Here is a 12,433-nt window from a genome sequence, read left to right on the forward strand (position 1 = left end):
TCTGGTTCGGCTGGGGCACCTACTGGATCGAAAGCGCTGGGAGATCGCGATGGCTCTTTTTCTGATCCGCCGGCTCGGGCACGGCCTGCTCGTGCTGTGGCTGATCACCGTGGCGGTGTTCGGTCTGTTCTTCGTTGCTCCGAGCAACGTCGCACAGACCCTGGCGGGCCGGCAGGCGACGCCGGAGACGATTGCCCTGATCAAGCACCGGCTCGGGCTCGACCTGCCGGTCTGGAAACAGTACCTGCACTTCATCGAGAACGCGGTCCGGGGCAACCTCGGGTACGACTACTACCACCAGGTGCCGGTGACGACGATCATCGGGCAGGCGCTGCCGATCACGGTGTCGCTGGCGCTCGGGGCCGCCGTACTGTGGCTGACGCTGGGGATCTTCAACGGCGTGATCTCGGCGATTCATCCGCGCTCGGTGGCCGACCGTGGGCTGACGTTGTTCGCGCTGACCTTCTACTCGTTCCCGTCGTTCCTGCTCGGCCTGCTGCTGCTGTACTTCCTGTACTTCCGGCTCACGCTGGCCGGCTATCACTGGTTCCCGGCGGGCGGGTACTCGCCGCTGACCAGCGGGGTCGGTCCGTGGTTCCAGCATCTGTTCCTGCCCTGGATCGCGCTGGCTTTGTTGCTGGCAGCAACCTATACCCGGCTGACCCGCGGTTCGATGCTGGACGTGCTCGGTGAGGACTACATCAGGACGGCACGGTCGAAGGGCATCCGGGAGAGCCGGGTGATCGTCCGGCACGGCCTGCGCAGCGCGCTGACGCCGGTGGTGACCCAGTTCGGGATCGACCTGGGCCAGCTGATCGGCGGCGTGGTCGTCATCGAGACCGTGTTCAGCCTGCCCGGCCTCGGCCAGACCGCCGTGGTCGCGATCAATCAGCAGGACCTGCCGGTGATCATCGGGATCGTGCTGTTCGCCTCGGCGGCGGTCGTGGTCGCGAACATCCTGGTCGACATCGCGTACGCCGTCCTCGATCCGCGGGTGCGGTTGCATTAGAGATAGGTAGTTCTTGCCGATGAGTGGCAGGCGTGGATCGCCGTACAAACGGAGGCATGAATGGATTACCTGAACTGATCAAAGGCCCGGTCGTCCTACCAGGCGACCCGGGCTGGGACTCCGCACGGGGTGCGTGGCACCTGCTGGCGGACCAGCAACCCGTTGCCGTGGTGCAGGCGGCCGACGCGGACGACATCGTCGCCGCGGTCCGGTACGCACGCGATCACGGCCTGACGGTGTCGGCCCAGCCCATCGGGCATGGCGCGACGCCGGCGGTCAACGGCACGATCTTGCTCCGCACCGGTGCACTCACCGGGATCGAGATCGACCTGGCCGCCGGCGTCGTGCACGTCGGCGCAGGCGTGCGCTGGCACGACCTCAACCACGCTCTGACCGACACAGGTACGACGAGTCTGCCCGGGAGCAGCGGGGGCACGACTGTCGTGGGCTACACCCTCGGCGGTGGGCTGAGCTGGTTCGGACGGAAGTACGGCCTGGCGGCCAACCACGTGCGCTCCTTCCGTGTCGTCACGGCGAGCGGCGAACTGATGCACGTCACCCGGGAGTCGGATCCGGACCTGTTCTGGGCGCTGCGCGGCGGCGGTGGCGACTTCGCGATCGTCATCTCGATGGAGCTCGAACTCATGCCGGCCGCCGAGATCCAGGGCGGCCGGATGATGTGGCCGATCGAGCACGCCCGTCCCGTCCTGCGGGCCTTCGCCGAGATCACGGCGTACGCACCGGACGAGTTGTCGCTGTGGGCGTGGGTGCTGCACTTCCCCGACGTACCGTTCGTGCCGGAGCAGGTCCGCGGGCAGTCGTTCGCGGTGGTGGACTGCACGTTCCTCGGGTCGGCGGACGACGCGGCCAAGCTGCTCGCGCCCTTGCGGGTGGTCGCCGAGCCGGTCTCGGACACGGTCGCGCCGATCCCGTTGCGCGAGCTGGGCTCGATCGCGCAGGAGCCGGAGGACCCGATGCCGGCGCTGCTGAAGACCGTCCTGCTGTCGAGCTTCGAGGACGCGGCGATCGACGCGCTGCTGAAGGTTGCGGCGCCGGGGTCGCCGTTGTTCGCCTTCGAGGTGCGGCACCTGGGCGGTGCGCTGGCCCGTCCGGACGAGTCCCAGGGCGCGGCCGGAGTGATCGACGAGCCGTATCTGCTGCTGTTCGGCGGGTTCGTCCCCGACCCGGCGCTGGGGCCGGTGGTCGGCGCCGCGATCGAGCGGGTGCAAACGACGATGGCACCGTGGATCACCGGCCGGGCGCTGCCGAACTTCTCCGCCGGCGAACCCAACGCGGCCCTCTACCCGGCCGGGATCCACGACCGGCTGGTCGCGATCAAGCAGGCGGTCGACCCGGCCGGCACGATCCGCGGCAATCACCCGGTCAGCTGAAGGTCCAGGTCGCGAGCAATGGCAGCCGCCTGACGGCGGGTCCGGGCGTTCAGCCGGGACAGGATCGCCGAGACGTGGTGGTCGACGGTACGTACCGAGACCACCAACTTCTCGGCGATCTCCGCGTTGGTCATACCGTCCATCAGCAGCATCAGGACATCCAGTTGCCGTTCGGTCAGGCCGGCCGGGTTCTTCCGCGACCGGGTCTGCGCGCCGCGCGGGATCCGCCGTACCCCCAGTTCCTTCAGCCGGCGGCGCAGCAGGCTCGCCGCCGGCCCCGCACCCAGCTCGAGCAGGATCTGCAGACCTTCGAGCGTCGCCTCCCGGCCGGCCGACAGCGCCAGCACCAGGGCACGCTCGTACGGCGTGTCCTCCCAGGACTCCAGGTCACGATCCTCGACGCACCCACCAGCTCCACCGGCGTCGGCGAGCGCCAGGTACCGGGCCAGCTCGCGGAACGCCGGCTCGTCCAGGGTGTGCCCGCCGAGATCGTCGCGGATCCGGTCCGCGATCTCCGGACGGGTGTTCAGCCAGGCCCATTCGGCGTACGCCGTCGCGGCGTACGCGAGACCGAGGACGGATCGCTGTGCCCGCGCCCGCTGCCAGGCGTCCGCGAGCAGGGTCCGCGCCTCGGCATCGCCGCGCCGGGCGAGGACCCGGCCGAGACTCGACGCGCTGAGCACCGACAGCATGCCTGGCTCGTCGACGGTGTCGATCAACCAGCGCAGGTGCTCCTCGCCGCCGGCCAGGTCGCCGCGGCGCATCATCAGCAAGGCCCGGTGCGTCTCCAGGTTGTAGGTGTGCGACCCGAAGCCGCGCTCGCGGGTGAACTCGAGCCCGGCGGCGATGGTCTCGTCCAGCTCGTCCCACCGGCGGGCGCGGTACAGCATCTCGACCAGGTTGGTGTATCCACGGGCGACCGCCTCGTAGTCACCGGTCGACAGCGCCGCGTCGATGCTGGTCCGCAGGTTGTCCAACCCGCCCGGCCGGTCGAGATCGCACGCCGCCAGGCCGAGGTAGTTCAGGCACAACGCGGCCAGATCTGTCCGCCCGGCCTCGACTGCCAGCGCATGCGCCTGGGACAGCTGCAGTACGGCGTCGCGCGGCGATCCGGTGAGCACCAGCATCATGCCGCGGTACGCGACCGCCGTCGGCCAGACCTCATCGTTGCCCTGGGCAACCTCAAAGGCCCGATCCACCGCGGCCAGCGCCGCGTCGGTCTCGCCGGCCAGGTAGCAGTGCCGCGACTGCTGCAACAACGTCTCGGTCAACGGCACGACATCGCCCAGGTGCTCGAACAGGTCGACGGCTTCGGCACAGCGGGCCACCGCCTCCGGGAAGCGGTGCGCGATGTGCAGCTCCCAGGCGTACCCGGCGAGCACCTCGGCCTGCTCGGCGGTCGGCAGCCGGTCGACGTACGGGACGACCGCTTCGTAGTGGGCGAGGGCCTGGCGGTGGGAGCCGGCCGCGGTCGCGTCGCGGGCGGCCCGGGGCGCGTACGTGACGATCGTGCCGACGTCGCCGGCGCCGACCGCATGGTGCACCAGCGGGTAGAGCAGCCCCTCGAGGCCGGAGGCCAGGATCACCTCCACGATGCGCGCGTTCAGTGCTCGCCGCCGGATCACCGGGAGTGCCTGCTCGATCGCCCGCCGCGCCAGTTCGTGCCGGAACGCGACGGCGCCTCCTCGGGCCTCCAGGATGCCTCGGCGTTCGGCCCGGGTCAGCGCCTCGACCCGGCCGTCCACAAGGTAGTCGGCGTACTTGAGCCCGAGCGGTCGCCGGATCACGGAGAGCAGCTCGACGGCCCCGATGCTCTCCTGGTCCAGCGTGCGCAACCGGGCCAGCGTCGCGTCCACGACCGTCGCCGGTACGGCGTCCGCCGGGCCCGCGAGCGCCTCGGTCAGGTAGAACGGGTTCCCGTTGGTGAGGCGGTACAGCTCGTCGGCATCACGGCCCGCCTCGGCGGCCATCGATCGCGTCGCGTCCTCGGAGAGCGGCTTCAGGGCGACTCGATGCACGGTGACGTCGGTCAGTGCGCCGAGCAGGACCAGGAGCGGATGCCGGGCGTCGATCTCGTCGTCACGGTAGGTGAGAACCAGGACCACCCGGAGTTGGTCCACGCGTCGCGCCAGGTACCTGAGCAGGTCGAGCGTCGCGTCGTCGGCCCAGTGCACGTCTTCCATCACCAGCACGGTCGGCGTCGACCCGGTGAACTCCTGGATCACCGGCTCGTACAGATCCCGGCCGCCGGCCAGCGCCCGCGCCAGCGGCCCATCGGTCCCGCGTACGGCGTCGCGCACCGGCTGGAGTGGTGGCGGAGCGAGCATGTCGTCGCACGCACCCCGCAGCACCCGCGTGGCCGGCCCGAGCCGGCCGGTCACTTCACGGACCACACTCGTCTTCCCGATCCCCGCTTCACCGGTCAGCAGGACGACGGATCCTTGGTCCGCGTCCACTGCCGTCAGGACAGCACGAACTGCCCACTCCCGCTCGAGCAAACCCATCAGAACAACCCCCGAGATAGCTACAAATCTCCCCCAGCACACTGTGCGGTCAGGCGCTGTGGGAAGTGCTAGGGGATCAGCTCAGCAGTGCTGTGGTTTGCGGGCTCGGAGTGGTCTGGAGCTCGGTCGCGAGGAGTTCGGTCAGCTGGTTGTACTGGCGGACGGCGGCCGCGCGGTCACCCTGGATCAGGTACAGCGAGATGAGCGCCCGGTGGGCGGATTCGAGCAGGGGGTCGTGGTTCACGGCCTTCTGGTAGAGATCGATGCTCTCCTCCACGCGACCCTCCGTCGCCCGGGCGTCCGCGAGGGTGAGCAGCGCTCGCTCGAACGTTTGCCTGAGGGTCTCCCGACGGTCGTCGATCCAGGCCGCACCGGCGACGTCGATCAGGTAGTCACCGCGATACAGCGCGATCACCCGGGCCAGGTCCCCCGCGGTGGCGGCGCCCTCCAGGTCGGCGACGTCGTACGAATGCTCGAGGGTCCGGTTGAACTCGTAGCGGCCGCCGCGGAACGTGATCCAGTCCGAGCGGCCGAGCGTACGGCGTACCTGGTGCAGGCAGGTGTGGAAGCTGTTGCGCAACGTCCCCGCGGACGCGTCCGGCCACAACTCGGCGCCGATCTGGTCCTTGGTCACCGGCCCGGAGCCCAGTAGGTAGAAGAACAACTCCCGCGGCTTCGCGTACCCCCACGCCGCCGGATCCAGCACGGTGTCGTTGCGTCGCACCTCGGACGCGCCCAACGCCCGCACCTGCAGCACCTCGACCCGGGTCTCGGCAATCGTGAGTGGGAGAGCGGGCCGAGCGGTCGACTCAACTCCAGCTAGTTTCTCCAGGCTGAACACCTCGCCTTCGGTCCACGCCGTACGGAAGTCTTCTGGCGACAGTGCGGCGCGGGCCGCGTCCAGACCGCCTTGCACGTCTGCCGCCTCGACCGCCGGCACCGGCGTACCCAGCTTGACGCGGATCGCGGCCGCGTGGCTCAGCAACCGGACGGCTCGACTGAAGTGCTCCTCAGCTATGGCCGTGACCGCCAGGGACTCCAGGAGGCTGGCTACTCGCCAGCGGTTGCCGGAGTTGTTGTGGAGCCGGAGGCTCTGAGTGAGGAGGTCTTCCGACTCGCCCAGGTGACCGGACCGGAGGGCCTCCAGACCCAACAAGTGCAGCGCCCACGCCAGCGTGACGGTCTGGCGAGTGCGCTCGGCCATCTGGCGGGCCTCGGTCAAGAGGATGGCCGCGGCCGCGGAGTCGCCTCGGTAGTGCTGCACCGCACCCAACAGCGCGGTCGTCCAGCCGACACCTTCACCCGCACCGTCCTGCTCGTAGCGGGCACGTGCCTCCCGCAGCAGCTCTTCCGCGTAGTCCAGCTCGCCGGCGAGCAGCTCACGCATGCCCAGGTAGTCGATCGCACGGGACAGATTCGACTCGGCCCCCAGCTCCCGCCACAGCTCGATACAGCGCTCACCGAGCCGGCGCGACTCGTCGTACTCGCCACGCCGCATCGCCGCCCCACCGAGCCAGTGCAGCTCACGCGCCTCGGCCGTCGGATCTCCAGCGGCCTTCTGCGCCGTGAATCCGGCCTGCAGATGAGTCGTGGCCGACTCCGCATCCCCTTGCAGGTGGGCCATCGTGCCGAGCGCGATCTCTGCATCCGCCTGCAGCTCAGCCGGGACCGGTCCGGGCATCGCCAGCACGCGCTCCAGCCACTCCCGCGCGTCCCGGTACCAACCGAGCAGGTACGACGCCCACCACATCCCGACCACGATCCGGGTGGCGAGCTCGGCCTCGTTGCGCTCCACCTGCCAGGTCAGCACGGCCCTGATGTTCGGACGCTCAGTGAGCAGGAGCTCCAGCCAGTCCTGCTGTTCCTCGCCCTCCAGCCGATCGGCCGCACGCTCGACGAGGTCCATCACATACGCGGCCAACCGCTGCGCCGGACCGATGTCGGCGCCGAGGCGATACGCCGCGTACTGCCGGACGATCTGGAGCAACCGGTACTGCACCTCGTCGCCCTGCTCCACCATCACCAGCGATCGATTCACCAGCTTCGAGAGGGACTGCAGCACGTCGTGATCCCGCAGTACTGCCACGGACTCCACAGCGTCGACGCTGAAGCCCTCGGGAAAGACGGAAAGCTGGGCCAACAGCTGCTGCTCCGGCGGGTCCAGCAGACCCCAGCTCCAGTCCAGGGCGTCACGCAAAGTGCGATGCCTCGGCATCGCCTCCCGATCGCCGCGTGTCAGCACCGCCAGGCTATCGTCCAGCCGGGCCGCGATCTGAGCCGGCGACAACGTCGGGATCCACGCGGCGGCGAGCTCGATCGCCAGCGGTACGCCGTCAAGCCGGGCGCAGATCTCGGCGATGTCCTGGGCGTTCGCCTCGGTCCGCTCGAACGCGTACGACGCCGCCTGCGCACGGTCCACGAACAACCTGGTCGCGGCCTCGGCGAGCGGCGGTACGGCGAACACCACCTCGCCGGCGATCCCCAGTGCCTCCTGGCTGGTCGCGAGTACGGTGAGTTTCGGGCAGGTCCGCAGCAGCTCACCGATCAGCGGCGCGACCGGATCGAGCAGGTGCTCGCAGTTGTCCACCACCAGCAGCGACGGGCCGCTCGACAGCCGCCCGGTCACTGCCCCAACCGTTGCCTCCGGCAACTCAAGGACGTCGGCCAGCGCGGCCAGCACGGCGTTGCCGCCGTCGGCGGCGCCGGTCGTGGCCAGGCCGAGCCAGCGCACCCCGGCGTACCGGGGCCGCATCCGATCGGCCAGCGTGATCGCCAGCCTGGTCTTGCCCCCACCCCCGGGCCCGGTCAGTGTCACCAGCCGATGCGTCCCGACCAGCTCCACCAGCTCGGCCAGCTCACTCTCCCGGCCGACAAAACTCGACAACCGCACAGGGAGATTCCCCTCCGCCACCACCTCAGACTAGCGTTCCGACGGCGAGGCGTGCCCAAGAACAGGAGGTTGCTGTGATCGTCGTGTACGGCGCGGGTGGGATTGGGTGCTATGTCGGCGGGCGGCTCGCGGCGACCGGGGCACCGGTGACGTTCGTCGGTCGGCAGCGGGTGGCCGACGTACTGGCCGAGCACGGGCTGCGGCTGACCGATTACCTCGGTGCGGATCTGCGGGTCGACACCGTCCGGTACGAGACCTCACCGGCCGCGGCCGCGGAGGCGGATCTCGTGCTCGTGACGGTGAAGTCCGCTGCGACCGAGGGTGCGGCCGGCGAGTTGGCCGGCGTACTCAAGCCGGGTGCGATGGTGGTCAGCTTCCAGAACGGCGTACGCAACGGGGAGGTGCTGCGGGAGCGCTTGACTGATCAGGTCGTGGTGACGGGGATGGTCCCGTTCAACGTGCTGAACCGTGGGGGCGGCGTGTTCCACCAGGGCACGGAGGGTGCTCTCGACATCCAGCGTCATCCCGGGCTGGCGCCGTACCTGGATGCGTTCGCGCGGGCCGGGCTGCCGCTCCAGCAGCACGACGACATCCTGCCGGTGCAGTGGGCGAAACTCCTGCTGAACCTGAACAACCCGATCAACGCGCTGTCGAACCTGCCGCTGCGAGACGAACTGTCGCAGCGCGCCTACCGCCGCTGCCTGGCCGCGGCCCAGGCCGAGACGCTGGGGTTGCTGGACGCCGAGGGCATCGAACCGGCCAAGCTCCTGCCGGTCCCGATGCACCGCTTCCCCGCGATCCTCCGCCTGCCCGACTTCCTGTTCCGCCGCGTCGCCGCGAAGATGCTCGCGATCGATCCGCTCGCCCGTACGTCGATGTGGGAAGACCTCGAGGCCGGCCGCCCGACCGAGATCGACTACCTCAACGGCGAAGTCGTCCGCCTCGCCGACTCCCTCGGCCGGCCGGCGCCCGTCAACCGCAAGCTCGTCGAGCTGATCCGCGCGGCCGAGACCGAACGGCGCGCGTGGTCAGGCCCCGACCTCCTCCGCGAGCTTCAGCGGTAGCGGCGCCCGCAGGTTGATGCTCACGGCGCCGTAGGTGAAGCCCAGGTGCTCGTTGAGCCGGCGCATGTTCTCGTTGCCCTGCTGGGTCCAGGTGTAGACCTCGGTGATGCCATGCTCCGCCGCCCACGCCATGCTCGTCCGCTTGAGGGTCGAGGCAACCGCCTTCCCACGCCACTCCCGCCGTACGGCGGTGTAGGCGACCTCGGCCCGCTCCGGCCGATCGGTGTCGAGCAGCAGACCAGCCACACCGATCACGTCATCGCCGGCCATCGCGAGGAACATCGCCGCAGGGTCGTTGATCCACTCGGTCGCCCACTCCTCCGCCGAGACCACGACCGGCGTCGGCGTATCCATGTCCGGGAGCGTCGGCTGCGCCACTTGCTCGTACGCCGCGGCCCACTGCTCCGGCCGCTCAGCAACGGTCACGATCTCGTACGCCGTTGGCGGGTCCGGCCAGGATTCGTCACCGATCGGGCGGACCTGCTCGACCTGCCGACCGGTCTCCGCGAATCCGAACCGCTGCCCGAACGCCAGCGATCCTTCGTCCTCCACGCCGGCGCCGACGACCGTGTACCCCTGGGCTACGGCGTGGTCGGCCAACGCGCTCAGCATCTGCGTGCCGACGCCCTGCCGACGCGCTTCCGGACGCACTCGCGGCGCCACGAACCCACGACCGGCCTCGTTGGACCGATCCGACAATCCATTGGCGACGACCGTGCCGTCCCGGTCGGCCAGGAGCAGCAGCCGGTGCGGCGTCTCCAACTCCCGCAACTCGGCGACACTCGGACACCGCTCGTGCGGCAGCACCGCGATCCGCACCTGACGCCACGCCTCGTAGTCCGCGTCGGTCTCGACCGCGCGGATCTCCATCCCACCCATCCCCCCAGAGTGCCTCAGCCGACGGCTGCCCGCACCAGATTTTCCGTCTCACTATTTGAGCTGATTCTTCTCGTATGATGATCACATGAAGACCTACGACGTAGCAGTCATCGGTGGCAGCGTGGCCGGCCTCCAGGCCGCCCTGACGCTGGGCCGGGCGCGGCGACGAGTCCTGCTCTTCGACGACGGCAACCCCCGCAACCGCACCGCCGACCACGTCCACAACTACCTCGGCGCCGAGAACCCGTCCCCCGCCGACCTCCTCGCCAGCGGCCACCACCAGCTCGAGCAGCACGACGTCGAGTTCCGGGACACCCGGGTCGACGAGGTCTCTGTGGACGGTGACGGACTAGCGGTCGGCTCGGACCGGGTGCGGGCGGTTGTGCTTGCGACCGGATTGCGAGATGAGCTGCCGGATGTGCCTGGTGTCACGGACTCCTGGGGCCGGTTGGTCGTGGCGTGTCCGCACTGTCACGGGTGGGAGGTGCGCGACCAACCCCTTGTACAGCTCGGGATGCGGGGTCTGCCGGACCGATCCGTCGCCCGCGCGCTTCTGCTCAGCCGATGGAGCAACGACGTGGTCCTGTGCACCGACGGCGACGAGCTGACCGACGACCAGCTGACCAAGCTCGGCAAGGCCGGCGTGCAAGTCCGCACCGAGCGAGTCGAGGCAGTGCACCCTGGCGACGACCAGGTCCGCGTACTGCTGACTACCGGCGAGGCGCTAGTCCCCCGCGCTCTGTTCGTCGTCGTCCGCCAGCACCAGCAGAGCGATCTCGCCGCGAGGCTCGGCTGCGAGATCGTGGACGGCGCGGTCTCGGTCGACGGCGGCGGCCGCACCACTGTCCCCGGTGTGTACGCGGTCGGCACGACAGCTGTGCCGGCTCTCTTCGCGATCGGAGCCGCCGGCCACGCAAGCACAACAGCCGTAGCCCTGCACGCCGACCTGCTGGAACAGGAGCTATAGACGGGCAGCGGGTGGGAGGAGAGTGGCGTCCGCGAGGGGCCAGGTTGAGGGGGTTGGGCCCAGGCGGTCCAGTTCGTCCAGTTGGAGCAGGCACCACGGGGACAGGTCGGGGACGGCACGCACGGTGGGCCAGTCGGCCCAGCGGTAGGACGCGACTTCCGCAGGATCGGGCGTCGGGTCGCCGGTCCACCGGACGCGGTAGACGGGGCACAGTTCGTTCTCGACCACGCCGGTCGGCATCTCGGCGCGGTAGCGGAACTCGGGCAGCACCAGCTCGATCCCGTCCGTGACGATCCCGAGCTCGTCCGCGAGCCGCCGTCGTACCGCGTCCCGGACCGGCTCGCCCGGAAGTGGGTGCCCACAGCAACTGTTGGTCCACACCCCCGGCCAGGTCGGCTTGTCCACCGCCCGTTGGGTCAGCAACACCCGCCCGTCCGCGTCGACCACGTAGCTGGAGAACGCCAGATGCAACGGCGTCGCCGCGTGATGAACCGTCGCCTTCGCCTCGGTCCCGATCGCCCGGCCACCCTCGTCCACCAGCACAACCCGCTCCTGCGTCACACCCTGGAGAGTAGTCGGAATAGGCAATTCCTACCGATGTGAGCAGTGCGCTACCGCCCGTAGAACGGTGGCATGGATCTCAGCAGCCTCGAGCGGGTGCCGTACGACGTGAGCTCGCCGACCACCGCCGGTCTCTACCGCGGTGGCGGACGCTTCGTGAAGGTGCTCCGCTCGTACCGCGACTGGCCGATGCTCCCCCTGCTCTCCGACGACTTCCGCGCCCTCGCGCTCGGCACCACCCTGTGGCGCTACGAGGCCGACGTCTACCTCGACGGCCTGGCCGACTCACTCCCCGCCGGCCTGCGGCTGCCCACCCTGTACGACGTCCACGAGCCGGACCCGGATCACGTCGTACTCATCCTCGAAGACGTCAAGACGACCGACACACCCTGGGATCCCGAGCGCTACGGTCACGCAGCGGAGCTCCTCGGCCGGCTCAACGCCAGGCTGACCAGGAACGACGCCCTCCCGGCACCGGTCGACCGGACGCCGGGCCGCCTGACGCGGGCGATGGTCGACGGGCTCGTCCGGCCGCTCGTACTCCCGGCGCTGCTCGACGAGGCAGCCTGGACGCATCCCCTGCTCGCCGAGGCCGACGACGTACGCCGTGGACTCACCGACCTGGCGGCGCGCATCCCCTGCCTCCTGGACGATCTCGCCGCGCGACCGCAGGTGCTCAGCCACGGCGACGCGTGCTCCCAAAACCTGCTGCTACAGAACGACGGCTTCGTCGCGATCGACTGGTCCCCCGCTGGAATGGTTGCCCCAGGCGACGATCTCGGCCAGCTGCTGATCGGGCGGGCGCATCAGGGTGCGCTCGGCATCGACGAGTTCGCCGTACTGCGGGAGCTCGTCATCGACCGCTACCACGAGGGACTCGTCGCCGAAGGATTCGGATCCGTCACGCCGAACGACGTACGCGCCGGCCTGGACGGCTCGCTGCTCCTGCGCAGCGCGTTCCTGTCACTGCCGATCGGGCGCCTGGCCGAGCCGATGACACCAGAGCTGACCGAGCTGTTCCGGCAGCGCGTGGAATTAACCCGGTTCCTGCTCCTGCTCACGGCTGCTAGCCTGACGCCGTGATCAAGCGACGCTTGACCTATCGACCGGCTCTGGGAGGGGCCGGCATTCGGTAGTCCCCACAACTCGCTCCACCCAGAGCCTCCGA

At 69.7% G+C, this 12,433-nt stretch carries 9 protein-coding genes; 5 read left to right on the forward strand and 4 right to left on the reverse strand.

Going from position 1 to position 12,433, the window contains the following annotated elements; translation table 11 throughout:
* Positions 1 to 49: 49 nt before the first annotated feature.
* The gene (locus OG876_RS03665) at positions 50 to 1,009 is read left to right on the forward strand and encodes an ABC transporter permease (RefSeq protein WP_328523312.1); all 960 of its coding nucleotides are present in this window, start codon (positions 50 to 52) and stop codon (positions 1,007 to 1,009) included.
* Between the two features lie 56 nt (positions 1,010 to 1,065).
* A complete protein-coding gene (locus OG876_RS03670) occupies positions 1,066 to 2,400 on the forward strand; it encodes an FAD-binding oxidoreductase (protein WP_328523313.1) in 1,335 nt (444 codons plus the stop codon).
* Here OG876_RS03670 and OG876_RS03675 read toward each other — a convergent pair.
* Positions 2,385 to 4,904, reverse strand: coding sequence for an ATP-binding protein (locus OG876_RS03675; RefSeq protein WP_328523314.1), 2,520 nt, complete (start codon positions 4,902 to 4,904; stop codon positions 2,385 to 2,387). The two genes, OG876_RS03670 and OG876_RS03675, sit on opposite strands and share 16 nt — an antisense overlap.
* 76 nt (positions 4,905 to 4,980) lie before the next feature.
* On the reverse strand, positions 4,981 to 7,815 hold the full coding sequence (locus OG876_RS03680; protein WP_328523315.1) for a BTAD domain-containing putative transcriptional regulator: 2,835 nt from the start codon (positions 7,813 to 7,815) through the stop codon (positions 4,981 to 4,983).
* 53 nt (positions 7,816 to 7,868) lie between these two features.
* Between OG876_RS03680 and OG876_RS03685 the strand changes: the two genes are divergently transcribed.
* Positions 7,869 to 8,858 (forward strand): 2-dehydropantoate 2-reductase, encoded by a 990-nt coding sequence (locus tag OG876_RS03685; protein ID WP_328523316.1) that lies wholly within the window; start codon positions 7,869 to 7,871, stop codon positions 8,856 to 8,858.
* Here the strand turns inward: OG876_RS03685 and OG876_RS03690 are convergent.
* Positions 8,823 to 9,737, reverse strand: coding sequence for a GNAT family N-acetyltransferase (locus OG876_RS03690; protein WP_328523317.1), 915 nt, complete (start codon positions 9,735 to 9,737; stop codon positions 8,823 to 8,825). The two genes, OG876_RS03685 and OG876_RS03690, sit on opposite strands and share 36 nt — an antisense overlap.
* An 85-nt stretch (positions 9,738 to 9,822) precedes the next feature.
* Here OG876_RS03690 and OG876_RS03695 point away from each other — a divergent pair, with 85 nt between their 5' ends.
* Positions 9,823 to 10,704, forward strand: a complete 882-nt coding sequence (locus OG876_RS03695; protein ID WP_328523318.1) for an NAD(P)/FAD-dependent oxidoreductase — start codon at positions 9,823 to 9,825, stop codon at positions 10,702 to 10,704.
* Here the strand turns inward: OG876_RS03695 and idi are convergent.
* Complete coding sequence (gene idi / locus OG876_RS03700; protein ID WP_328523319.1) at positions 10,699 to 11,265, reverse strand: isopentenyl-diphosphate Delta-isomerase; 567 nt, start codon at positions 11,263 to 11,265, stop codon at positions 10,699 to 10,701. The two genes, OG876_RS03695 and idi, sit on opposite strands and share 6 nt — an antisense overlap.
* Before the next feature lie 72 nt (positions 11,266 to 11,337).
* Here idi and OG876_RS03705 point away from each other — a divergent pair, with 72 nt between their 5' ends.
* A complete protein-coding gene (locus OG876_RS03705; RefSeq protein WP_328523320.1) occupies positions 11,338 to 12,348 on the forward strand; it encodes a phosphotransferase in 1,011 nt (336 codons plus the stop codon).
* The last annotated feature ends 85 nt before the right edge of the window (positions 12,349 to 12,433 follow it).

The organism is Kribbella sp. NBC_00359 (genome assembly GCF_036097425.1).
In the GTDB taxonomy this organism is placed as follows: domain Bacteria; phylum Actinomycetota; class Actinomycetes; order Propionibacteriales; family Kribbellaceae; genus Kribbella.

Bases quoted from the DNA above. Each gene is read 5' to 3' on its own strand.
- OG876_RS03665 (WP_328523312.1), top strand. From the start codon at position 50: ATGGCTCTTTTTCTGATCCGCCGGCTCGGGCACGGCCTGCTCGTGCTG.
- OG876_RS03670 (WP_328523313.1), top strand. From the start codon at position 1,066: ATGAATGGATTACCTGAACTGATCAAAGGCCCGGTCGTCCTACCAGGC.
- OG876_RS03675 (WP_328523314.1), bottom strand. From the start codon at position 4,904: ATGGGTTTGCTCGAGCGGGAGTGGGCAGTTCGTGCTGTCCTGACGGCA.
- OG876_RS03690 (WP_328523317.1), bottom strand. From the start codon at position 9,737: ATGGGTGGGATGGAGATCCGCGCGGTCGAGACCGACGCGGACTACGAG.
- OG876_RS03695 (WP_328523318.1), top strand. From the start codon at position 9,823: ATGAAGACCTACGACGTAGCAGTCATCGGTGGCAGCGTGGCCGGCCTC.
- OG876_RS03705 (WP_328523320.1), top strand. From the start codon at position 11,338: ATGGATCTCAGCAGCCTCGAGCGGGTGCCGTACGACGTGAGCTCGCCG.